This window comes from Delftia acidovorans SPH-1, from assembly GCF_000018665.1.
In the GTDB taxonomy this organism is placed as follows: domain Bacteria; phylum Pseudomonadota; class Gammaproteobacteria; order Burkholderiales; family Burkholderiaceae_C; genus Comamonas; species Comamonas acidovorans.
This window is the reverse complement of the sequence record NC_010002.1, coordinates 3,796,508-3,818,129: the sequence shown is the minus strand read 5'-3', so window position 1 is coordinate 3,818,129 and position 21,622 is coordinate 3,796,508. Positions and strand designations below refer to the sequence as shown.

At 64.5% G+C, this 21,622-nt stretch carries 19 protein-coding genes and 1 pseudogene; 8 read left to right on the top strand and 12 right to left on the bottom strand.

Features of this window, described 5'->3' with window-relative positions; all coding sequences use genetic code 11:
* Positions 1 to 159: 159 nt before the first annotated feature.
* Complete coding sequence (locus DACI_RS17550; protein ID WP_043781852.1) at positions 160 to 996, bottom strand: GNAT family N-acetyltransferase; 837 nt, start codon at positions 994 to 996, stop codon at positions 160 to 162.
* 99 nt (positions 997 to 1,095) lie between these two features.
* Here DACI_RS17550 and selD point away from each other — a divergent pair, with 99 nt between their 5' ends.
* Entirely contained in the window at positions 1,096 to 2,154 is a 1,059-nt protein-coding gene (gene selD / locus DACI_RS17545) for a selenide, water dikinase SelD (RefSeq protein WP_043781849.1), read from the top strand.
* A 106-nt stretch (positions 2,155 to 2,260) separates the two neighbouring features.
* On the opposite strand, the gene DACI_RS17540 is transcribed toward selD, so the two are convergent.
* On the bottom strand, positions 2,261 to 4,711 hold the full coding sequence (locus tag DACI_RS17540; protein ID WP_012205316.1) for a penicillin acylase family protein: 2,451 nt from the start codon (positions 4,709 to 4,711) through the stop codon (positions 2,261 to 2,263).
* 156 nt (positions 4,712 to 4,867) lie between these two features.
* Positions 4,868 to 5,347 (bottom strand): Lrp/AsnC family transcriptional regulator, encoded by a 480-nt coding sequence (locus DACI_RS17535; RefSeq protein WP_012205315.1) that lies wholly within the window; start codon positions 5,345 to 5,347, stop codon positions 4,868 to 4,870.
* Positions 5,348 to 6,009: 662 nt separating this feature from the next.
* Between DACI_RS17535 and DACI_RS17530 the strand changes: the two genes are divergently transcribed.
* Positions 6,010 to 7,500 carry a GGDEF domain-containing protein gene (locus DACI_RS17530; protein ID WP_012205314.1) on the top strand — a complete coding sequence of 497 codons (1,491 nt, stop codon included), beginning with the start codon at positions 6,010 to 6,012 and terminating at the stop codon, positions 7,498 to 7,500.
* 32 nt (positions 7,501 to 7,532) lie between these two features.
* On the opposite strand, the gene DACI_RS17525 is transcribed toward DACI_RS17530, so the two are convergent.
* On the bottom strand, positions 7,533 to 9,353 hold the full coding sequence (locus DACI_RS17525) for a methyl-accepting chemotaxis protein (RefSeq protein ID WP_012205313.1): 1,821 nt from the start codon (positions 9,351 to 9,353) through the stop codon (positions 7,533 to 7,535).
* Positions 9,354 to 10,153: 800 nt separating this feature from the next.
* On the opposite strand from DACI_RS17525, the gene DACI_RS17520 reads away from it, so the two are divergent.
* Entirely contained in the window at positions 10,154 to 10,447 is a 294-nt protein-coding gene (locus DACI_RS17520; protein ID WP_012205312.1) for an H-NS histone family protein, read from the top strand.
* 486 nt (positions 10,448 to 10,933) lie between these two features.
* Here the strand turns inward: DACI_RS17520 and DACI_RS17515 are convergent, their stop codons facing one another.
* Both DACI_RS17515 and DACI_RS32050 read right to left on the bottom strand, forming a co-directional pair.
* On the bottom strand, positions 10,934 to 12,496 hold the full coding sequence (locus DACI_RS17515) for a methyl-accepting chemotaxis protein (RefSeq protein ID WP_012205311.1): 1,563 nt from the start codon (positions 12,494 to 12,496) through the stop codon (positions 10,934 to 10,936).
* Entirely contained in the window at positions 12,486 to 12,710 is a 225-nt protein-coding gene (locus tag DACI_RS32050; RefSeq protein ID WP_157059668.1) for a hypothetical protein, read from the bottom strand. The genes DACI_RS17515 and DACI_RS32050 overlap by 11 nt, the downstream gene beginning before the upstream one ends.
* Before the next feature lie 132 nt (positions 12,711 to 12,842).
* Here DACI_RS32050 and DACI_RS17510 point away from each other — a divergent pair, with 132 nt between their 5' ends.
* Positions 12,843 to 14,018 (top strand): GGDEF domain-containing protein, encoded by a 1,176-nt coding sequence (locus tag DACI_RS17510; protein ID WP_225970944.1) that lies wholly within the window; start codon positions 12,843 to 12,845, stop codon positions 14,016 to 14,018.
* A 109-nt stretch (positions 14,019 to 14,127) separates the two neighbouring features.
* Here DACI_RS17510 and DACI_RS17505 read toward each other — a convergent pair whose 3' ends face one another.
* Positions 14,128 to 14,307: a CsbD family protein gene (locus DACI_RS17505; protein ID WP_012205309.1), complete on the bottom strand. Its 180-nt coding sequence runs from the start codon at positions 14,305 to 14,307 to the stop codon at positions 14,128 to 14,130.
* A 131-nt stretch (positions 14,308 to 14,438) separates the two neighbouring features.
* Positions 14,439 to 14,840, bottom strand: coding sequence for an Arc family DNA-binding protein (locus DACI_RS17500; protein WP_043781844.1), 402 nt, complete (start codon positions 14,838 to 14,840; stop codon positions 14,439 to 14,441).
* Positions 14,841 to 15,022: 182 nt separating this feature from the next.
* Here DACI_RS17500 and DACI_RS17495 point away from each other — a divergent pair, with 182 nt between their 5' ends.
* On the top strand, positions 15,023 to 15,415 hold the full coding sequence (locus tag DACI_RS17495; protein WP_012205307.1) for a hypothetical protein: 393 nt from the start codon (positions 15,023 to 15,025) through the stop codon (positions 15,413 to 15,415).
* Between the two features lie 24 nt (positions 15,416 to 15,439).
* Here DACI_RS17495 and DACI_RS17490 read toward each other — a convergent pair whose 3' ends face one another.
* The gene (locus DACI_RS17490) at positions 15,440 to 16,741 is read right to left on the bottom strand and encodes a UDP-N-acetylglucosamine 1-carboxyvinyltransferase (RefSeq protein WP_013802678.1); all 1,302 of its coding nucleotides are present in this window, start codon (positions 16,739 to 16,741) and stop codon (positions 15,440 to 15,442) included.
* Between the two features lie 141 nt (positions 16,742 to 16,882).
* Positions 16,883 to 17,359 carry a GNAT family N-acetyltransferase gene (locus DACI_RS17485; RefSeq protein WP_012205305.1) on the bottom strand — a complete coding sequence of 159 codons (477 nt, stop codon included), beginning with the start codon at positions 17,357 to 17,359 and terminating at the stop codon, positions 16,883 to 16,885.
* A gap of 271 nt (positions 17,360 to 17,630) precedes the next feature.
* On the opposite strand from DACI_RS17485, the gene DACI_RS17480 reads away from it, so the two are divergent.
* The 3 genes from DACI_RS17480 to DACI_RS32725 all read left to right on the top strand — a co-directional run bounded on the left by DACI_RS17480 (position 17,631) and on the right by DACI_RS32725 (position 20,635).
* Complete coding sequence (locus DACI_RS17480; protein WP_012205304.1) at positions 17,631 to 17,834, top strand: hypothetical protein; 204 nt, start codon at positions 17,631 to 17,633, stop codon at positions 17,832 to 17,834.
* A gap of 251 nt (positions 17,835 to 18,085) precedes the next feature.
* Positions 18,086 to 19,159, top strand: coding sequence for a linear amide C-N hydrolase (locus DACI_RS17475; protein ID WP_043781839.1), 1,074 nt, complete (start codon positions 18,086 to 18,088; stop codon positions 19,157 to 19,159).
* Positions 19,160 to 19,738: 579 nt separating this feature from the next.
* Entirely contained in the window at positions 19,739 to 20,635 is an 897-nt protein-coding gene (locus tag DACI_RS32725) for an IPTL-CTERM sorting domain-containing protein (protein WP_264080302.1), read from the top strand.
* A gap of 80 nt (positions 20,636 to 20,715) precedes the next feature.
* On the opposite strand, the gene DACI_RS32550 is transcribed toward DACI_RS32725, so the two are convergent.
* Both DACI_RS32550 and DACI_RS17460 read right to left on the bottom strand, forming a co-directional pair.
* A complete protein-coding gene (locus DACI_RS32550; protein WP_225970943.1) occupies positions 20,716 to 20,862 on the bottom strand; it encodes a hypothetical protein in 147 nt (48 codons plus the stop codon).
* Between the two features lie 365 nt (positions 20,863 to 21,227).
* Positions 21,228 to 21,618: pseudogene (locus tag DACI_RS17460) on the bottom strand (head maturation protease, ClpP-related); the annotation flags it as partial.
* Positions 21,619 to 21,622 lie beyond the last annotated feature (4 nt).

Sequence of the window (21,622 nt, the reverse complement as noted above, 5' to 3'; positions counted from 1 at the left end):
GTATGCGATGTGTGCGAGCTGCCAACCAAGGCTCCTTGAACGGAATATCCATGCATTGCGCCACGCTGGCGCACTGAAGCATTTTTTCACATATCGACCCCATCGGGCCGCCGGGACTGTCACGCCGGGGCGCCCGTGATGGGCCAATGCGGCAACACCTCAAAGCGCAGAGGCAGGCAGCCGGTAGTGATAGCCGTAGAGTGCCTGAAAGCCCAGGCTTTCATACAGCCCGCGCGCCACCATGTTGGGCGCACGCACCTGCAGTTCGGCCCATTGCGCTCCCTGTGTCTGCCCCCAGTGCATCAGGCCATGCACCAGCGCCCGGCCCAGTCCCTGGCCGCGCAGCGCAGGCGTGATGACGATGTCATACAGGCCCACGCAGCCGCGCTCCACGACGGCCAAGCCAAACCCGACCACCTCGCCGCCCGCTCCACCGCCCATTCCACCGCCCACTTGCAGCGAAGCAAATGCGGCGGTCCAGGCAATGGACTGCAGCATATGGTGGTGCGCCTGCCTGTGCTGGTCCGGCACGGCGCCGGCCTGGGCAAAGCCCTGCAGCCAGGCCGTGCCAGGCTGGGCTTGAATGGCAAGGGTCCAGCCCTGGTCGTTCGCTGGCGGCGCCATGTCCGTCAATGCGGCACGCATCACCAGGGAAGGGTCGGCCAGCAGGTAGCCTGCCTGCGCCAGCTGCGCATCCGCCTCGGGACTTGCCAGGGGCGAAAGGCGAAAGATGGCAGGCAGGCCCTGGCGCTCGTAGAAGGCCTCGATCTGCGGCAGCAAGGCGTCAAGGCGGGCGCCGGGCTGCTGGGCATTGGCCGAGTTGGCGCGCTTGGTATGGCCCTGCGCGGCGCGCAGCAGCCAGTCGCCGCAGAGCACGGTGCGCTGGGCCGGCCAGGCGTTGAAGCCGCGCTGCTCCACGCCCACCACCGTCTCGGGATCGCACTCCACGGATGCGCGGTCATGAGTGAAAGACTTGGACATGCCCGCTTGTACCATGGCCGCCCGCTGTGCCCGCCCATAATATGGCGCGCCGCCGCGCTGGCGGCAGGCACTCTTTCCCACTACTGCGATCGCCGCCGATCGCCGGATTGCTCCATGACCACAGACACCTCCCAAGCCCCCCGACTCACCTCGCTGTCCCATGGCGGCGGCTGCGGCTGCAAGATCGCGCCGGGCCTGCTGGCGGAGCTGATCGGCAAGAGCGCGCTGCCCAAGCAGTTCTTCCCGGACCTGCTGGTGGGCACGGAGACCGCCGACGACGCCGCCGTCTACCGCATCAACGACGAGCAGGCCATCGTGGCGACCACGGACTTCTTCATGCCCATCGTGGACGACCCGTATGACTTCGGCCGCATCGCCGCGACGAATGCGCTGTCCGACATCTACGCCATGGGCGGCCAGCCCCTGATGGCCCTGGCCATCGTGGGCATGCCCATCAATGTGCTGCCGCACGACACCATTGCCAAGATCCTGGAAGGCGGCGAATCGGTCTGCCGCGATGCCGGCATTCCGCTGGCCGGGGGCCACTCCATCGACTCGGTCGAGCCCATCTACGGCCTGGTCGGCATCGGCATCGTCAACCCCCGCCAGATGAAGCGCAATGCCGACGCCCGGGCCGGCGACGTGCTGATCCTGGGCAAGCCGCTGGGCGTGGGCATTCTGTCGGCCGCACTCAAGAAGAACCTGCTGGACGAGGCCGGCTACCGCGCCATGGTGGAAGCAACCACCCTGCTCAACCGCCCCGGCACGGCGCTGGGCAAGATGGACGGCGTGCACGCGCTGACCGATGTGACGGGCTTCGGCCTGCTGGGCCACGGCCTGGAGCTGGCACGCGGCGCGGGCCTGACGGCACGCATCGACAGCCGCAGCCTGCCCGTGCTGCCCACGGTGCAGGGCTTTGCCGAGCAGGGCGTCATCACGGGCGCCTCGGGCCGCAACTGGGCCTCGTATGGCGCGCAGGTTGCGCTGGGCGCCGGCATCACCGATGCGCAGCGCGCGCTGCTGACCGATCCGCAGACCTCGGGCGGCCTGCTCGTGTCCTGCGCGCCGGATGTTGCCGATCAGGTGCTTGCACTGTTTGCCGAGCAGGGCTTTGGCAGTGCCGCCATCGTCGGCCGCATGGAGGCGGGCGAGCCGCGCGTCATCGTGGACTGACGGCCAGCGCATTCCAAAAGCAACGGGGGCCTCGGCCCCCGTTGCTTTTTGCACTCCCGGCGAGCCGCCAGCGAACCGGCGGCCCGTCACCGGGTTACAGGTGGCTTCACTCGCTCACGGTCTGCGTCTTGTAGGCCGGGCTGGCCTGAATGGCGCTGTCGGTGAACGGCAGCTTGAGCCATTGGCGGGCGCCGTAGGCCTTGGTGTAGTCCACGTAGTGGGCCGAGGCCGGGTCGTCCGACAGCGAGAAGGTCAGGAAGGTATGGGCCTCCACACCGGCCGACGGGAAGCTCACCACCTGCATGTAGCTGTTGCCGTGCGGCTGGCCATCCATGCTGTAGCCGCCCTGCTCTATCTTGTTTTCCGAGCAGGTGATGGTGAAGTAGCCCACCTCGCCGCAGCCGCCATACAGCGCGATCTTGTCGCCGCCGCGCTGCGAGAACAGCACGGTGCCGCGCGCCGCATCCATGGCAAAGCCGCTGGCCTGCACGGCCTTCACTGCTTCGGCGAACGCCTTTTGCAGCGCCGCCTTGGCAGTGGGCTTGATGCCACGCGGCGTGTTGACGGGGTCGGCCGCATCGAAGGGCACGGCATACAGGTCGGCCGATTTGATCTGGCTGGCCACGCGCTTCCAGAACTCATCCCAGACATGGGAGCCCCTGGATGCCGCCGTGCCCGTGCCGTCCCAGGCCTGCAGCGCCGTGCAGGCAGCCGATACGTCCACCGTTTCACCCGCCGAGGACACGGGGCCTGGACAGACCTGGGCCAATGCCTCGTCCTTGAAGCGCGCGCTGTAGACACGGCTGTCCAGCACCATCTGGCGCACGATGTCGCTGGTGGCCAGCTTGCCCGGATAGCCGTCCGTGCCCGCCAGCCGCTGCAGCGCCATGGTGTGGCCCAGGCGCGTGCGCAGGCTCTGGGCTGAAGAGGTGGAGCCGAAGATGGCCGGATAACCGGTCAGCGGCGCAGAGGCATTGGACAGCCAGTAGCTGTCATTCATGTTGCCCACGTAGTCGCTGCGCAGCAAATTGGGCATACGTGCGGGGCCGATGGCGCCCGCCTGCACCGAATCCGCATCCGAACTCCAGTCGCACTGGCTGCTGCCACCTGCCAGCACCGGCACCTGGGGCAGCGCCGCGTTGATGGCGGCCGAGGCCGGCGTGGCACAGGCCTGCAATTGCGCGGGCGGCACGTTGGGCACGGCGCCTATGTCGGCATACCAGACCTGGGCATTGCCGCGCCCTGCGGCCACGGTGTTGACCCAGGGAATGGCCGACTCCTCCTTCTGGATGCGGATGAACTCGTCCAGCGACCTGGCCTGGTTCCAGCGCAGCCAGTTGCGGAAGGTGCGGTAGTTGTAGGCGTTGATGTCGCGGATGGCGAACACGCTCTGCGTGGTCCAGCCCAGCGCCGGGTCCATGGCGCCCAGGTTGACCACCGGGCCGTGCACGGTCTTGTACAGCGTGCGCGTGACCTGGTCTTGCCCGCCGGAGGCATTGCGCACGCTCACGGTGATCTTGCTGGCCTGCATGGCCTCGGTCTTGCCGTCGCGCACATAGCGGGTCGGGTCATTGGGCGCCAGCTGGTACATGAACAGGCCGAAGCGCCGCGCCGTGGACACGGTGTGGCTCCAGGCCACATCGTTGTTGAAGCCGATCAGCACCATCGGGATGCCCAGAAAGCTGGCGCCACTGACATCGATCTCGCCGGGGATCGTGAGCTGCGATTGATAGAAGCGGTCCGGCCCCTTCCAGTACCAGTGCGGATTGCCGAACAGCACGCTGCTGCCGCCGCCCGTGGCCTGCTGGCCAAAGCCGTACATGTTGCTGCCGATGCCCGTGGTGCCGCCCACCTGCAATGATGGCGCCACCACCTGCCCCGGCTTGAGCGCGGCCAGCTGCGTCGCGGCCGGCCGGGCCTTCGCCGGCCTGGCCGAGGCCGTTGCTGCCGCAGCCGCTGCAGGCGGCACGGCATTGGCGATCTGGGCCACGAAGTTGCTGTAGCCGCCGGCCAGATTGGCCGTGTACATGCGCCGCCAGATGTCCTGCGCGGTAATGGCCTGCACCCAAGGCTGGCCCGCGCAGGCCGCATTGGTCTTGGCCCCGGCCGGGGTCTCGCGCACCACGCGGTTGTAGCCGGCCACGAAGCCATCGACCAGTTGCTTGAGCTTGTCCGGCTGGGCCTGGATCATGGCGGCCACGGCGTCATCGGAGACGACATGGCGGAAGAAGAAGTCCGAGTCGAGATTGCGCGGCCGGTCGATGGTGCTGTCGTAGACGGCCTGGGCATCGCCGCCCAGGTAGCGCGAGCGCTCCCCGCGGTACGTCAGGAAGGAGTCGGCCATGGTGCACAGGTTGTCCTGCGCCTGGGCATAGCCGGCGCCATAGCCCAGGCCCGTCCAGTCCTTGGCCTTGATGTGCGGAATGCCCATTTCCGTGCGGCGGATCTCCGCGCTGTACTTGCTGCTGGAGCCGCCGCCCGAACCGCCGCAGGCCGCCAAGGCGGCCAGGCAAATCAATGACAGGGGCTTCCATCCACTGCGAACCGCTGGGTACATGCTTTGTCTCCTGGTGTTATGCGTACACAAAGAAAGGCCCCTGTTGGTACGGGGGCCCACAACAGCATAGGAGGGCCGCAAGGGACTGCCTACCCGGCAGTTTCACTAGCAGATGTCAGAGACCCGACAGTGGTTGCAAGGGCTGCAGCGCGCCCGTCAGGCAGCGGATTCGCCCGGCTGGCTCAGGGCCGCCGTCGTGCGCCGATCGATCTTGCGGCTGAGCACCACCGAGGTATAGGTCTGCTGAATGCCGTCGATCAGGCCGATGCGGTCCAGCAGCGCATCGAGCTTTTCATTGCTCTCGCAGCGCACGAACACCATGTAGTCGTACTGGCCGCTGACGGCAGAGACCTCCTCGACCTCGGTGAAGCGGTTGAGCGCCTGCATGACCAACGTGGCCGTCTTGGGCTGCACGCGGATGCCGCAATACGCCCGCACGGCAGACTGCTCCACGCGTGCGCCCAGGCGCACGCCGTAGCCGGCGATCACGCCCTCTTGCTCCAGCCTGGCAATGCGCGCCACCACCGTGGTGCGCGCCAGATTCATCTGCCGAGCCAGATGTGCGGTGGAAGCCCGTGCATTGGTCTGCAGCAGACGCAGCAGCTGGCGGTCGGTTTCATCAAGACGGTATTCCATGCGGTTCCCTGGATTTCAACGGCGAGCACCCATGGAGGCTGCCCGGATGTGGTTTTACATTTCGGCAGAGATCTCCACCAATCCGGCGATTTTATGCGTTGCTCATCGTCGATTTATCGACAGGAGTCGTACTTTTCCTGGTACCGCGGCGGCAGGAGCGACTCTCCAGCCCTCGCCGACCAGCAGCCGCCACAACTGGCACCACCAGCTCTTGGGATATTCATCAGAAACAAAAGTAACTAATTACAAATTCTTGGTGCGACAGGAAGCAGGGACCACGCAGGGACCTGACTACGGAACCGCATGAATCCTTAGCATGCATCCCATCTTTCCTTCACAAAAGCTGCTCCAGGCGCACCGCTGCCACTTGCGGCAGTGCTGATCGGGCTTACCGGCGCCTGCGAAACGCTTTCAAAGCGTGCTGTATGCAAGATGGATCAGTACTTGCAAATACATGCATTTCCGCTAGATTGGCCCCGCAGGCGTAAATTTTGTGTACTCAAGTTACCCCGCGCGTCTTGTTTTATCTGCCCCGAGGAGGATTTCCTGTTCCCGCTGCCCGCCGGGCCGCTCGTTCATCACCATGACAAAGGCATGGCCGCCATGCCCGACGAACGCGCGCAGAGTCCGGTGCCTCCATTCGGTCTCCACAGGGGAGACATATGTCACATCGCGCCGCATCCGGAGATCCGTGGAGCCTTCCACAAGTTGCAACGCCCTGGCGGGACAGCTTTGTGCTGGGCGGGGTGCTGTTTCTGTGCTCGGCCGTGGCGCTGGGCCTTCGCTCTCCGGAGCATCTGTCGTCCCTGTGGCTGTCCAACGCCCTGCTGCTGGGCTGGATGCTTCGCAGCCCTGCCTACAGCCATAGACACGGCTGGACGGCTGCCGCCATTGCCATGGCGCTGGCCGAATGGCTTTCTGGCAGTCCGCTGGACCAGACCCTGTGGCTGACCTTTGCCGACCTGGCCGCCGTGGCCTGCGGCTGGGTGATGATGCGGCGCCTGCCGCAGCGGGTGCAGCAGATGCGCTCCCCTTCCTCGGTGCTGCATCTGGTGATGTGCAGCCTGCTGGTGAGCGTGGTCGGAGCCGTGCTGGGCTCGGCAGGCATGCACCATCTCATGCATTGGCCCTGGCAGCCCATGATGGCCATGTGGTTCAGCAGCGAGTTGATGCACATGACCCTGTTGCTGCCTGTGCTGCTGAGCCTTCCGGCAAAGCTGGAGCCGCTGTCCTGGCGCAGCCAGCCATTCAAACAAACGGCGCAGGCCTTGCTGCCGCTGCTTGCCCTGGCGATTTCCGAATCCATTGCCATCTACCTGGGCGGACCAGGCGCGCTGTCGCTCACCATGCCGGCCATGCTGCTGTGCGCCATGCGCTATCGGCTGTTCGTGGTCGCCCTGCTCAACCTGGTCAGCTGCGCCATCAAGCTGGCCACGTTTTCCCATGTGTTGTTCAGCTCGCCCGGCACCGAGCTGGAGACGACGTTCTCCTTCCGCCTGGGTCTGGCCATGCTGTCGATCGGCCCGCTGGCCGTAGCCTGCACGCTCATGGCTTTCAAGGACATGCTCAGCAAGCTGCGCCATGCAGTGAACCACGATGCGCTGACGGGACTGCTGGCACGCACCAGCTTTCTGGAGCGCGCACAGCGCACGCTGGAGCGCCTGCAGCGCGAGCGCCAGTCAGGCGCCATGCTGATGCTCGACCTGGACCACTTCAAGCACATCAACGACCGCCATGGCCATGCCGCCGGCGACCGGGTGCTGCAGGAAGTCTCGGCCCGCCTGTCGCAGGCGCTGCGTCCGCATGAGCTCATAGGCCGCCTGGGCGGCGAGGAGTTTGCGGTGCTGCTGCCCGGTGCCGACTGCGTCACGGCCAGAGCCGTGGCCCAGCGGCTGTGCGAGGCCACGCGCGAAATTCGCATCGACATGAACGATGGCGCAGCCATCTGCCCCACTCTGAGCATTGGCATAGGCTGCACGAACATGGCCTACCCACCGCTGGGTTTGAGTGCCTTGCTGCGCATGGCCGATACGGCGCTGTACCAGGCCAAGGCCAGCGGCCGCGACCGCTACTTCGTGGCCGGCGAGCGGCCGGGCGAGGCCGACTCACCGGCCTTTGCCTGCGAGCATTCCGGGGGCGCCAAAGCGGCCTGACACCAGGCACCGCCTCGGCGTCTTGCCAGCGCTCAGCGCAGGCGGCAGGCGCCGTTTCCTTCGTCGAGCTTGAAGCCCGCCACGGCCTGGGCCAGCTGCACCGCCTGCTGCTGCAGCGATTGCGCTGCGGCCGTGACCTCCTCCACCAGGGCAGCGTTCTGCTGCGTGACCTGGTCCATCTGGCCGATGGCGCTGCCCACCTCGGCAATGCCACGGCTTTGCTCCTGGCTGGCGTTGCTGATCTCGGCCACCAGCGTGCTGAGCTTGCGCACGCCGTCCACGGCCTGGTCGATGGTGGTGCCCGCATTGCGCACCAGGCGGCTGCCCGTGTCGATCTGGCCCACGGAGTCATCGATCAGCGCCTTGATCTCTCTGGCCGCCGTGGCGCTGCGTTGCGCCAGCGTGCGCACCTCGCTGGCGACCACGGCAAAGCCCCGACCCTGCTCGCCGGCGCGCGCCGCTTCCACCGCCGCGTTCAGCGCGAGGATGTTGGTCTGGAAGGCAATGGAGTCGATCACGCCGATGATGCTTTCGATCTTGCGTGCGGAGGCCTCGATGCCGCCCATGGTCTGCACCACCTGGCCGACGGCCTCTCCGCCCTGGGTGGCGATCTGCGAGGCGCTGGTGGCCAGCTCGCTGGCCTGGCGGGCATTGGCCGCGTTCTGCTGCACGGTTGCCGTGATCTGCTCCATGGCGGCTGCCGTCTGCTCCAGCGAGCTGGCCTGCTGCTCGGTGCGTGACGACAGGTCCTGGTTGCCACCCGCAATCTCTGCCGACGCCATGCGCACCGATTCCGACGACTCGCGAATGCGCAGCAGCACCGTGGCGATCTTGTCCACGAACTGGTTGAAGGACTGGCCGATCTGCGCCAGCTCATCGCGGCCGGCAGAGGTGAGGCGGCGGGTCAGATCGCCTTCGCCCGAGGCGATGTCCTGCAGCGCATCGCGTGCCACGGCCAGGCGGTTGAGCATGCGGCGCAGCGCCACGGTCAGCAGCACCGCCGCGCCCAGCACGGACAGCACGGTGATGAGGGCGGCCACCTGCAGCAACGCCCGCACCGAATCCGTGGCCTGTGCGCGGTCGATCACCACGGCCAGCGTCCAGGGCGTGCCCTCGACCTTGGCTGCGTAGAGCATCTGCGGCTCGCCATCGAGCACCAGATCGGCGCGGCCGCCCTGCTCGGCCAGGCGCTTGATCAGCGCGGCATCGAGTTCAGGGGCAATCGCGGAAGCGGGCTTGAGCGCCAGCTCGGGCTTGGCGTAGGCCAGCAGGCGGCCTTCGCCATCAATCAGAAAGGCAAAGCTTTTTTCCTGGGGACGGATGGCGGCCACTTTCCTGGACATGGCGGCCAACCGCACATCAGTGCCGACAACAGCCGTGATGGCGCCCGAGCTGCCGACCGGATCGACAAAGCTGATGGTCAGCTCGCCGGTGCTGGCATCGACATAGGCCGGCGTCACGCCTGGCCGGCCTTCGCGCACGGCCTGCTTGAACCAGTCGCGCTGGGTTCCGTCGTAGTTCTCCGGCATGGGATGGGTGAACACGGCGCGTTTGTCGGCATGGACGAAATAGGCGTCATCGAAGCCGCCAGCCTGCTGGCCGGCCAGCAGGAAGGGAACGGGGTCCGGCTGGTCCACCGCCTTCTTCAATGAGCCGGTGATGCGCTGCTTGTCCTGAACCCAGTCGGTCAGTGTGGATGCATGGGCCCGCGTGAGCTGGCCGATGTTTTCGTCGATATCGGACAGCGTGCTGCTGCGCGCCGTCCAGAAGGTGGCCATGGACAGCGCGAACAGCGCGGCCACGGTGATTGCTACGCAGATGAGGATCAGGCGGGCACGAAGTGTTTGAAACATGATGCGTAGTGAAGGCAAAACGAGGGCTGTGAATGCCCACCGAGCCTATCCGAGACGCATCGGCCGCCAGAGCTCGAAGAGTGCGTACTTGCCCTTGTAATTGCCTGCTTCTTGCGTGCGAAGAAGCCCGCTGGCTAGCCCCTTCTTGCAGGCACTGCATTGCTGGCAGCGCCGCCCAAGCTGCAGTCGTCAGCCTTTTGCAAGAACCAGTCACAAGCTTGAAGGATGCGTGCTATAGTGTCAATTTGTAACACAGACACTTGCCGCCCTGGCTGCGGGATTTTTCTGTCGCAAACGCCAGAGCCTTGATTCCAGGACCCTGCCGTTTGCGCCGCGCACCCTGTGTTTTTCCCTCCCTCATATTTTTGGGGTGCACCACGCGGCCTTTTCTTCCCTTGCATGGACTGCCATTGATCGAGAGTGGCTTCCCATCGGGGGCCGGCAGGGAGCCGGGCAAGAAAGTGTTTCACCTTGATACAAAAATGCCGATAAGAAGGCAGATCTGTCATTCAAGGGAAGAGAAACATGAAGCGATGCATCATCAAAGTGGCCGGCGCCTGCTACACAGCCCTGTTCCCCAGCACCTGCGCCGCTGTGGCAGACGCGATGGCCCGGTTTCCATACGCTACAAAAATCAGCGTCCGACTCGCCTAGACTCGGGCAAGATGGGAATCCGTTCTCAGACAGGCTCCAGGCAATACGCCTGTCGCCGTCCGGGTGTTGCGCGGCAGTGTAGGCTCACTTTGCCAAAAGTCTCCTAAGATTCCTTTATATTGGCAGATCAACATCCATTGATATACATGACTACCGACTACAAGACACTGCTGCAGCAGAAAGCCCATCTCGAAGCCCAGATCGCCGAAGTGCTCAAGACCGAGAAGTCCGGAGCCATTGCCCAGGTGCGCACCATCATCGACCAATACGGATTGACCGAGGCTGACGTCTTTCCTTCGTCCAAAGCCAAGGCTGGTGGCGGTTTCCGCGTGGTCGGCGTCCCCAAGTACCGCGACCCGGCCACGGGCGCGACCTGGACCGGCCGCGGCAAGCAGCCCCGCTGGATCGAAGGCAAGGACCGCACTCCCTTCGCCATATGAGGTCCGGCGCAGCCCGCCCCCTGGCAGCCACCAAGCTGCGACAGAGCCCGCCAAGTGCGGGCTTTTTGCTGCCAGAAGCAACGGGTTAACCCTATTGCTCAGAAGTTACAAATTCTTCAATGTAGTGCAGATGCGTGAACCGGCGGGTGCCGGCATGTTTCGGTACCCAAGCAATCACAACAAGGGAAACAGCAGGTATCACACAGGGAACTGTCCTACAGCCCTGCTCTCCAAAATCATGTTGGCCATGCCTTTGCAGCAAGCGCAAGCCATGTGGATGCAACCACGCAGCGGCAAAGTCCAGGCGGCCACTGGAGCGATCCGCAGCCACCACGAACCATTTTCCAGCCGGGCCAGGGAGACTATCTCCTCCCTCCCCTCTCACTGACTTACCCTGGCAGGCCCGCAAGGGCACCGGCTTTTCTCTTCAAGGACCGCCCTCGGGCGGTCCTTTTTTCTGCGTGTGTCATTGCGCCTTGGTGCTGGTCAACGCAAGGCTGGCACGGCATGGCCCACCTTGAACACGGCCACCATGCCCGACAGGCGCTGCGCCTGGTCGCTGAGGGCGGCGGCCGCCGCTGCGGACTCCTCCACGAGAGCCGCATTTTGCTGCGTCATCTGGTCCAGCTGGCTGACTGCCTGGTTGACCTGGCCAATGCCGTCGCGCTGCTCGGTGGAAGATGCCGTGATCTCGCCGATCATGTCCGAGACCTTGCGCACGCTGCCCACGATGTCATCCATGACCTGTCCGGCCTGTGCCACCTGGGCCGAGCCTTCCTGCGCGGCATCGACCGAGGTGCTGATCAGCACCTTGATCTCCTTGGCGGCCTCGGCGCTGCGATGGGCCAGGGCCCGCACCTCACCGGCCACCACGGCAAAGCCGCGGCCCTGCTCGCCAGCGCGGGCCGCTTCCACGGCAGCGTTCAGCGCCAGGATGTTGGTCTGGAAGGCAATGGAGTCGATGACACCGATGATGTCGGAGATGCGGCGCGCGCTGTCGCCGATGCGATCCATGCTGGCCACCACATGGCCCACCACGGCGCCGCCGCGCTCGGCGGCCTGGGCGGCGCTGCCGGCCAGATGATTGGCCTGGCGCGCGGTGTCGGCAGCCTGGCCCACGGTGGCGGTCAGTTGCTCCATGCTGGCGGCCGTTTCCTCCAGATTGGATGCCGTCTGCTCGGTGCGCGAAGACAGGTTGTGGTTGCCCGCGGCAATCTCGGTGGATGCGGTGGAGATGGAATGCACGCTGTCACGCACCTCCGTCACCAGCCCGCGCAGCCGCGCCGCCATGCCCGAGACCGAGCGCAGCAGGTGGCCGAACTCGTCCTTGCGACTGTCATCGGCCGACACCGTGAGGTCGCCCTGGGCGATGGCGTCCGTCAGCTGCACGGCACGTTCCAGCGGGCGGGTGATGGCCCGCGTCAGCACCAAGGCCAGCGCCAGGCCCGCCAGAAGGACCACGCCCTGGACGATCCAGGCCAGCACGCTGGCCTGCTGCCGGGCGGCCTGGGCCTGCTCGCGGGCTGCATCGCGCTGGCTGCGCTGCAGCTGCACGAAGACTTCCAGCGAGTCCACGTAGCGGCCAATGGCGCCAAGGTACTGCTGCTGGACGAACTCGCGGAATGCCGCTGCATCGCCGGTCAACTTGATCTCGCGCGCCCGCTTGTTCAGTGCCAGCACCTCGGTGCGGATGGTGGCAATGCGCTCCAGCGCCGCCTTGTCGGCCTCGCTGGCGCCCTTGACGATCTCGGCCTGCAGCTTGGTGATCAGTGCCGAGCCTTCCTTGACCCGGCCGTCGAGCAGGCGGGTCAGTTCCTCATCGGTGGAGGCATTGCTGGCCAGAACCCGCTCGCCCGTGGTCTCCGTTGCGCCCTTCCATTGAATGGCCAGGCTGATGCGACTCTCGTACTCGGACAACGTCTGCATGCCGTGGTCCATGGCGCGAGCCGCCGCAAACTGTGCCCAAAGCGATACCGCAAGCATCATCGCCAGCAAGCCGCCCAGCGTGCCCCAAAGCTTGGCGGACACGCTCCATTGATCAAATTTCATTCGTAGCACTCTCGTCGGAAAAACCGAATACAGGAAAGGTGAAACAACAGGCCGCGCACATCAGCGGCGACCGTTTTCCGGCGCAACGCCCTGCCATATCGGCATAGGCCACCAATCCGGAAAAGATGACCTGCTCTTTCGTCACAAATGCCCGGGACTTGAGGCCGCTGCACGGGTAGGTCCGATATCGCCAGCCGTGCACAACGCGGAACATGCGCCCATGCGGTCGCAAGCGCCGTGGCAACGGATGCAAAATGGACCGGCGCTTCGGAATGCAGCACCATTCAATGCCCCAATCGCGAAGCTGTCGCCACCCGCACCTGCAAGTGCATAACACGCTGTGGATGTGTCACTCGATACCGATCGCCTCTATGTATTGATTGCGCCGCTGAGCATTCTGCTGCTCAGTTGCACGCTGGCCGTGTGCTGGCTGGTGCAGCGGCGCCAGCGCTACCTGCTGTGGATTGCGGGCGGATACGCCCTGGTTTCTCTGGCGCTGGCCTGGCAAAGCCTTGCACCCCGGGAAGAACTGCACCACTGGGCCGTGTTCACGGGCGCCATGTATCTGTTCGGCACCTGGTGCTTCGCGCGCTGCATGGCGGGGCGCTATGGCGTCTCGGCCCATCCCTTGCTGGGGCTGCTCATAGGCGCCGTCGTCCTGGCTGCGCTGTACTACTACAGCCGGGTCCAGGTCGATCTGTGGGTGCGCGTGCACTGGCTCAACACCGGCCTGGGCCTGCTGCAGATGCTGCCGGCGCCCGCCATGCTGCGGCGCCGGCCGCCGCAGGACTGGCTGGAGAGAATGCTCTACTGGTCCTACGTGGTGTTTGCCGGCTACACCGCTGCCCGGCCGCTGCTGGTGCTGGCCCTGGGCAGCACCGATCTCAACGAGATTGCACGCTCCACCTACTGGCTGGTGACCCTGGTCAGCACGCTGTCGTTTGCGCTGCTGTTCACCCTCATGCTGCTGGCGTGCACGGTGCGCGATGTCTTCACCGCGCTGCGCGAGGAGCGCAACCACGACTCGCTGACCAACCTGCTCAACCGCCGCGCCTTCCAGGAGGCTGCCGAGCTGCGCCTGGCCGATCCGCACATGGCCCCGATCTCCGTGCTGATAGGCGACATAGACCACTTCAAGCGCATCAATGACAGCTGGGGGCATGACTGCGGAGACCGTGTATTGCAGGCCGTGGCCCAGACCCTGCAGCAACACGTGCGCAACGACGATCTGGTATGCCGCTTTGGCGGCGAGGAATTCGTGCTCCTGCTGATGCGCACCACGCCCCAGGAGGCCGAGCGCGTGGCCCAGCGCATACGCGCCCAGCTCAGCGCGGACGGCTATGTGCTGGCGGCCGGCCAGCGGGTGACCATCAGCTTCGGCATCGCACCCGTGGCCGCCAACACCGCCTTGACCGATGCGCTGACGCGCGCCGACGGCCTGCTGTATGCCGCCAAGCAGGCGGGCCGCGACCGCGTGCATGTGGCCACGGACCCTGGCCGCAGGGTGCCGCAGGCCGTCTGAAACAGGAAGCGCGCAGCGCCTTCTTCGCACGCCCATTCATCGAAATCCGTGGAAAAGAAAAAGCCCGCCAGGGTGTGGCGGGCTTGTTCGCAAAGGCAGGGTGAATGCCTTATTTTTTCGCGTCCTTCAAGACTTCCTTCACATCACCCAGCTTCTTCTGGGCCGTGCCTTCGACCTGCTTGGCAATGCCCTTGGCCTGTTGCTCGGGGCTGTCGATCAACTCGCCAGCCTTTTGCTGCACCTTGCCTGCGGCATCCTTGAGCGTGCCCTTGATCTGATCCGTGTTCATAGTTGCGTCCTTTGCTGCAAGAGCCTTCAAAAAGGGATAGGTTGTTTAACACCCAACGCAACGATACGCGTGGCAAACCGGGGCGCGCGACAGCGCGCTGCAACGATACGCGTGGTCTGAGGCCTACAGCCTCAGGTCTTCTTGCTGGTGCGGCGGGCCTGCACGCTGTCCCCCGTGGCCTTGGGCAAAGACGCGGCCTCACCCGCTTCGGAGCGCAGGCGCTTGAGGGCTTCGGCCACCACGGCCTCCTTGTGCGCCTCGAACAGGCCTGCAGCGGCGTCCTTGTGTTCTTGCAGCAAGCGGCACAGGCGCGCGATTTCCTTTTTCAACTCCGCCACATCCAGGTCCGGGCCGGTCTGGGCCATGTCGCCGGCTTCATCCAATTCGAAGCTGCGCCGTATGCGGGCAACGATTTCAGCATTCATGGAACGGTGGCCTGCCTTTGCCACTTCCGAGATGCGATCGCGCATTCCATCCGGGAAACGGACGATGAAGCGCTCCTGGGTTTCGCTGGGAAAGGGTTTTCGTTGCATTGGGCGATGGTACCTGCCAGATGCAAATTCAGATTCATGCCTAGTTGACATGATTCCAAGTTGGCATAACATTTGAATCGACCCGACCGAGGCCTGGGCAAGCCAGCACCCATGCCTATGCCCGTGCCGATGCTCGTGCGTACGAGCACTGAATCCCAGACCTATTGCGCAATAACAGAACCATGCCGGACACAGACATGCACGCCTGCGCGCGCCTTGCGCAGGCCCTCGCCAGAGCGCCCGATCCGGAGAGCCTGGCGACCGATGCGCTATGCCACATCAGCGCGGCGCTGAGCGTGCTGGAAATGCATGTGGAAAGATCCAACCGCGCCATGGTGGTCGGTGTCCACGACCTGCTGCGCAGCTACCACCTCAAGGCAGACCGTGCCGCTGCAGAGCAGCCGGTCGAGGCGCTGGCCAGCAGCGTGCTGCCGCAGATGTCGGCCGACCTTCAAGGCCTGCTGGAAATCATTGACCGCGTGAACGACGACGAGATGGACGACCCCATCCTCTATGCCGTGAGCTACCTGCTCAGGGCGGCCAAGAGATTCTCGGATGCGGCGCCGCAGGCATAGCGGCCTGCGCATCGCCGCCTGACCTCACTCCTCGTTGGTCCACTCCACCCGCGCGCCCAGGCTGCGCAGGTTCTCGACAAAGTGCGGATGCGCACGGCGAATCGGCGTGGCGTTGCGGATCTCCGATCGACCCTCGATGCTGCTGGCGACCATGAACAGCGCAATCGCCACGCGGATGATGTAGGGGCTCTCCACCACGGCCGGCGTCAGCGGATTGCCGCCAAAGGTGACCACGCGATGCGGGTCCGAAGAAAACACATGGGCGCCGAACTTGGATAGCTCGCCCGTCCAGCCCAGCGCGCCGTCGTAGATCTTGTTCCAGAACAGCGCATTGCCCTGCGCATGCACACCCAGCGCAATGAAGATCGGCAGCAGATCCACCGGAAAGTACGGCCAGGGAGCGGCTTCCACCTTGGTGAGCACATTGCTGGTGAAAGGCGTCTGCACCTTCAGCGGCCCCGAGCGCAGCGCGCGCGACCAGCCGTTCTTGTGCTCCACCTGCACGCCAAACTTGGCGAAGGTGCGGTCGATCAGCGGAAAGTTGTCCGGCGTGCTGTTGCGCACCTCCACATCGCCGCCCGTGATCGCACCCAGCGCGAGAAAGGTGGTGATCTCGTGGAAGTCTTCCTCGAAGGTGAAATCGCCGCCGCCCAGCGGCGCACCGCCGCGCACCGTCAGCCGCGAGGTGCCGATGCCGTCAATATCTGCACCCATCATCACCATGAAGCGGCAGAACTCCTGCACATGCGGCTCGCAGGCTGCATTGGTCAGCATGGACTCGCCCTGCGCAGCCACGGCGCACAGCACGAAGTTCTCCGTGGCCGTGACCGATGCATAGTCCAGCCAGTGGCGCACGGCCTTGAGCGGCGCGGCACTGTGGATCAGCAGGGAGCCGCTGGCGCGCTCCACCTCTCCGCCAAAGGAGCGAAAGATGTCCACGTGCGGATCGATCTCGCGCACGCCCAGCGTGCAGCCCTTGACGTTGTCCTCCAGCCGTGCCACGCCAAAGCGCGCCAGCAGCGGCGGCACCAGCATGATGGAAGAGCGCATTTCCTCGGGCAGGCGGTGCGAGGACGCGTCGAAGCGCGTGTCGCGGTGGTGCAGCTGCAGCGTGCGCGTGGCCTCGTCCAGTTGCACCTCGCTGCCCAGCGTGCGAAAGATGTCGAGGATCTTGCGCACATCCGTGATGTCCGGCACGCCATGCAGCCGCAGCGGCTGATCGGTCAGCAGCGTGGCGCACAGAATCGGCAGCACGGCATTCTTGTTGGCGGAGGGAACGACGCGGCCGCGCAAAGGCGTGCCGCCGTGGACGATGAGATTGGACATGGGGTGCAGCGCTAGCAGCGATAGGACAACGCGTGATTCTAGGGTTGCCGGGCTGCCCGCAGGCCTTGCAGCGGCAGCGCACGCCCACTGTTTCAACAGGTTTCGTATCCAGGCCGCCTACCCGACAACAAAGCGTCAGCCTCAGCCCTGCACTTCGTGCCCGTAGACGATGAAGCCCCGGTGCTCGGCCACCTGGTCATACAGCGCGCGGCCCGCCTCGTTGGAGGACTGCGTCTGCCAATACACGCGGCGCGCTCCCGCCTGCGCGGCCTGCGCATAGACCGCACGGATGAGCGACTTGCCAATGCCCTGCTTGCGCCGCCGCGCATCGGCAAACAGATCCTGCAGATAGCACACCGGCTCCAGCCGCGTGGTGCTGCGATGAAACAGGTAGTGCGCCAGGCCGACCAGCTCACCCTCGCTCTCCGCCACGAGCGCAAACACCGGCTCCAGCGGATTGAGGAAGCGCTCCCAGGTGGCCTGTGTGATGCCTTCGGGCAGCGCCGTCTCGCCAGCGCGCCCATAAAAGGCGTTGTAGCCCTGCCAGAGAGGAAGCCATTGGTGGTGGTCCGCCTGTGTGACAGGCCGGATCTGAAGCGGAGGAACAAGGGACGACATGGAACTCCTGGCAAATAAATGAAATGGGGACAAGGAATTCTAGGCACGGCAAGCCGCCGCCAAGAGGTTTGCAGGCCAGTCCCGGCCCCTCCGCAAAGCCTGAGGACGCAGCGCACAGCGCGTCCGCAAAACACATACACGGCGTACAGGCGCGGCCTACATGCGACCTCAGCCTTGGCCCGCACAGAAACACCGCGCAACCAATTGAAATAGAGCCCATAGGAGAGCACATACCCAGAAACCTCTCCAAATCATGTGACGGAGATACAAGATGAGTCGAGTCGTTCCGACAGAAAGCTTCAACCCGGACCCGGATGCCCGCTACCACCGCAGCCTGCTGGAAGCCTTTCCCGTGCGCGGCAACCAGCCTTTGCTGCTGCGCATGGAGCCACGCTCGCCCCTGGGGCGCCTGTACGCGCGGGGCTTGCGCGCATTGCGGGCCGCATTCGCCACCGAACTGCCGAGAACCTTCTGATGCGACACCTCTTCCTCGTCTTTCTGTGGTCCGCGATCTGCGCCATTTCCTTTGCCGTGGCAATGCTGGCCAGCCCCATGCTCAGCCACGCCATCTGACCGTGCTGCCAGCGGGCGTGCCGCTGCCTTCACCACGCCCATAAAACCATCGGCCATCTACTTGGCCGTCTTCAATGCGGCTTTATCCGACTCTGGATGCCAATGCCTGCCGCCTACACTGCGCCAGTCCATTTGCTTACAAAGGAATTGCCCGTGAAGAAAAGCACATTGCAGATTCGTCCCGTCGTGGGCGCATTGCTGGTGGGATTTGCCGGGATTGCAGCCCTTTCCAGCGCCTGGGCCTGTACCCGCCTTGTCTATTTGGGTGCGAATGGCCAGGTCGTGACGGCACGCTCCATGGATTGGAAAAGCGACATCGTCAGCAATCTCTGGGTACTGCCGCGCGGCATGGAGCGCAGCGGCAAGGCCGGCCCCAATTCCCTGCGCTGGACTTCCAGGTACGGCAGCGTTGTCACCTCAGGCTATGACGTGTCCACCACCGATGGAGTCAATGAGGCCGGCCTGAATGCCAACCTGCTATGGCTCGTGGAATCCCAATACCCCGCTTTCGGCGCAGGCAGCAAACCCGGCCTGACCATTGCGGCCTGGGCGCAATATGTGCTGGACAACTTCGCCACCGTGAAGGAAGCCGTCGCGGCTTTGGAGAAAGAGCCCTTCACCATCGTCTCGGACAACGTGCCCGGAGAGAACCGCCTGACAACGCTGCACCTCTCGATGTCCGACGCCAGCGGCGACAGCGCGATCGTCGAATACATCAACGGCCGGCAGGTGATACACCACGGCCGTGAATACCAGGTCATGACCAACTCGCCGACCTTTGATCAGCAACTGGCCCTGAACGCCTATTGGAAGCAAGTGGGCGGAACCACCATGCTGCCCGGCACCAACCGGGCCGCCGACCGCTTTGCCCGCGCATCGTTCTACGTCAACGCCATCCCCAAAAGCCCGGACCCCAACAAGGCGCTTGCCAGCGTCTTCAGCGTGATCCGCAATGCCTCGGTGCCATATGGCCTGAACACTCCCGAAGAGCCCAACATTTCGTCTACCCGCTGGAGAACCGTGTTCGACCACCAGCGCAAGCTCTATTTCTTCGAGTCGGCGCTGACACCGAACACCTTCTGGGTGGACCTCAAGGCACTGGACTTCAGCAAGCAAACAGGCAAGGTGCTCAAGCTCGACCTGGGACCGGATCAGGACCACACATTCTCGGGCGATGCCACGCGGAATTTTCAGGAATCGGCACCTTTTGAGTTTCTTGGATTGTGAGAGTCAACTTCAGGCGCAGGCCATGGGCTCGCGCACTGCTGCCTCAATGTTGACTTTGCGTTGTGCTTTGCATAGGAAAAGGCCTCGCATTAACTCGAGGCCTTTTCCATTGAAAACCAAAAATAGCAGAGCTAATCGCCACCAATCAATGCCATGATGGTTTATTGGCATTCATCCGGGAAAATAAATCCAAAAGATAAAATTCAATAATCCCAAAATCAATAAATTTGAATTTTCTATTGATTGATTTATATCAATATATAAACAACATCAAAACGACTCCTACAACCCGAAATCAAGTAATTCCTCAATAGACAATATTCAGGCCATCACATAGCATCGCGCTCGCAAAATATATTCACCAAGGGATGAGGAAAAATGCGAGCAACGACACCGAATCAACAAAGATGGATTAGGCCTTGGCCTGAAGTGCGCAAGGGCATATTGAATGCGCGTGTTCTGGCAGCTTGCGCTGCGTGCCTGGCCCCTGCGGCCTGGGCAGCGCCCTGCGTCAGTGGAACGGTGTACACCGCCGCTGGCGGACCCCAGGTTTGCACCGTACCTGCAGGCATCACGACCATGACCGTCACCCTCATCGGCGGTGGCGGCGGGGGCGTTTTCAGCTCATCCATGGTCACAGGAGGAAACGCTGCCGTTGGCACAGGCAGCTTGGCGGTGACTCCTGCCAACAACCTGCTGATCAGCGTCGGAGGCGGAGGTGCCACAGGAGGGCCTGTGGGCGCAGGGGGCGGTGGAAGCAGCAGCATCATCGACACATCCGCCCTCACCGTTCTAGCCGTGGCGGGCGGCGGAGGCGGCGCCGGCCGCAACGACACCGCTGGAGTTTCCGGTGGCAATGCGGGAGTGGGCGTCGGAGGTGGCAACGGCAGCAATGGAACGATGGGCAACGCGGCACACCCTGGTGGCGCGGGCGGCACGGTGGTTGGTACGGGCGGGGCCGGTGGCGTCGGCACCGACGGCACGGGAGGCGCTGGGGGCAGCACCGGCAGCAGGGACGGCAGCACGGCCACAGGCAATGACGGAGGCGGCAGCGGCAGCGGCGTGGGTCCTGCAGGACCAGGAGCCAGTGGCGCCAGCGCCGGCAGCATGGGTCCCGGTTTGGGCGGTGGCGGAGCAGGCGGCGGGGGAGCCGGGGGCTACAACGCCGGTGGCGGCGGCGGCGGCTACGGGGGTGGCGGCGGCGGCGGCGGGAACGCAGGCAACGCTGGCGACATAGGCGGCGCTGGCGGTGGAGGCAGCAGCTACGGCGCCGGAATCACATTCGCAGCAGCCACCAGCGGAGCCGGCATGGGCGGCGCAGGAAATTCGAATGGTGCGGACGGGTCCGTTCTGATCACCTTCGCGCCCCCAATCGCGTCAGCCCAGGCCATCCCCGCGCTTGGCGAATGGAGCTTGCTGCTGCTGTCGGGCCTGCTGGCCTTGGTCGGCGTAGCCAGGACGCGGCGCCAGCACTGAGGCATGCGCCGCCAGCGTTGATGCAGCCCTGACCCAAAAAACAAGGCCCGCAACTGCGGGCCTTTTCTTCGTCTGCGTGTCTACAGGCGGCGTGCGGCGATCTGCAGGCGCTCGGCCAGCGTGGGCTTTGCAGTCAAGCGCTCTGCCGTTCCCAGCACCCCATCGCGGCCCGTTACCGCCCGCGCTATCAGTGCCGTGCCCAGCGCACCACTTACGACACGGCCCATGCCACTTTCCGTCCGCCGGGCGTGACGCAGAGCCAATAGGCCAGCACCGAGCACCAGCCAGTGCTCTCCCGTAAATCCCTTGCGAGAGTCATCCCACTTGCGCAGGTCCTGGATCTTTTCTGATATCGCCATTCATTGCTCCTGTTTCTTCAGAGCTTGCATGGTGCCCCGCCAGCGGGCTGCGGGCTGTCGGTCCCTGAGCAAGATTCCGGTGGCGAGAGTCCTACGGGCGCGTTGTGGGGGCCAGCCCTGTAGTCCAGCTCAATGCGCTCCCACTGGGGGGCTTGCTTCTGTTCCTTGCTCATCCTGCCGAACGTGGCAGGCTTGGGACGGCACTGTCATCTCTGCGAGGCGGCTCGACGGGTGATCTCCGAGCTGGGCAGCAGGCCCGTGGCGAAGCTGTCATCGACAGCCTGTTGCGCACCGATCCAGGTTTCGCGATCCATCAGCATCGCGGCCTCGGCCTCGGCGATCCCGGAGCGGTGGGCATACAGCGCAGCCATCGCGGCATCGAACGGCGCCAGCACGGCGGCTGTGTCCGTCATGTCGTGGCGGTTTCCGACGGCCACGGCCAGGCGTTGTGGATCATCAGAAACGATCCATCGCCCATCAGGATCTCGTCGCCGGCCATGGCAATCACCGAAGCCACCGAGGCGGCCACGCCCAGCACGCGGATGATCACCTTTGCCTTGTGCTCGCGCAGCAGGTGTAGATGGCCATGCCCTCGAAGATGTCGCCACCCGGGGAGTTGAGGTTGTCA

Bases quoted from the DNA above. Each gene is read 5' to 3' on its own strand.
- DACI_RS17550 (WP_043781852.1), bottom strand. From the start codon at position 996: ATGGTACAAGCGGGCATGTCCAAGTCTTTCACTCATGACCGCGCATCC.
- selD (WP_043781849.1), top strand. From the start codon at position 1,096: ATGACCACAGACACCTCCCAAGCCCCCCGACTCACCTCGCTGTCCCAT.
- DACI_RS17540 (WP_012205316.1), bottom strand. From the start codon at position 4,711: ATGTACCCAGCGGTTCGCAGTGGATGGAAGCCCCTGTCATTGATTTGC.
- DACI_RS17535 (WP_012205315.1), bottom strand. From the start codon at position 5,347: ATGGAATACCGTCTTGATGAAACCGACCGCCAGCTGCTGCGTCTGCTG.
- DACI_RS17530 (WP_012205314.1), top strand. From the start codon at position 6,010: ATGTCACATCGCGCCGCATCCGGAGATCCGTGGAGCCTTCCACAAGTT.
- DACI_RS17525 (WP_012205313.1), bottom strand. From the start codon at position 9,353: ATGTTTCAAACACTTCGTGCCCGCCTGATCCTCATCTGCGTAGCAATC.
- DACI_RS17520 (WP_012205312.1), top strand. From the start codon at position 10,154: ATGACTACCGACTACAAGACACTGCTGCAGCAGAAAGCCCATCTCGAA.
- DACI_RS17515 (WP_012205311.1), bottom strand. From the start codon at position 12,496: ATGAAATTTGATCAATGGAGCGTGTCCGCCAAGCTTTGGGGCACGCTG.
- DACI_RS32050 (WP_157059668.1), bottom strand. From the start codon at position 12,710: ATGTTCCGCGTTGTGCACGGCTGGCGATATCGGACCTACCCGTGCAGC.
- DACI_RS17505 (WP_012205309.1), bottom strand. From the start codon at position 14,307: ATGAACACGGATCAGATCAAGGGCACGCTCAAGGATGCCGCAGGCAAG.
- DACI_RS17500 (WP_043781844.1), bottom strand. From the start codon at position 14,840: ATGCAACGAAAACCCTTTCCCAGCGAAACCCAGGAGCGCTTCATCGTC.
- DACI_RS17495 (WP_012205307.1), top strand. From the start codon at position 15,023: ATGCCGGACACAGACATGCACGCCTGCGCGCGCCTTGCGCAGGCCCTC.
- DACI_RS17490 (WP_013802678.1), bottom strand. From the start codon at position 16,741: ATGTCCAATCTCATCGTCCACGGCGGCACGCCTTTGCGCGGCCGCGTC.
- DACI_RS17485 (WP_012205305.1), bottom strand. From the start codon at position 17,359: ATGTCGTCCCTTGTTCCTCCGCTTCAGATCCGGCCTGTCACACAGGCG.
- DACI_RS17480 (WP_012205304.1), top strand. From the start codon at position 17,631: ATGAGTCGAGTCGTTCCGACAGAAAGCTTCAACCCGGACCCGGATGCC.
- DACI_RS32725 (WP_264080302.1), top strand. From the start codon at position 19,739: ATGACCGTCACCCTCATCGGCGGTGGCGGCGGGGGCGTTTTCAGCTCA.
- DACI_RS32550 (WP_225970943.1), bottom strand. From the start codon at position 20,862: ATGGGCCGTGTCGTAAGTGGTGCGCTGGGCACGGCACTGATAGCGCGG.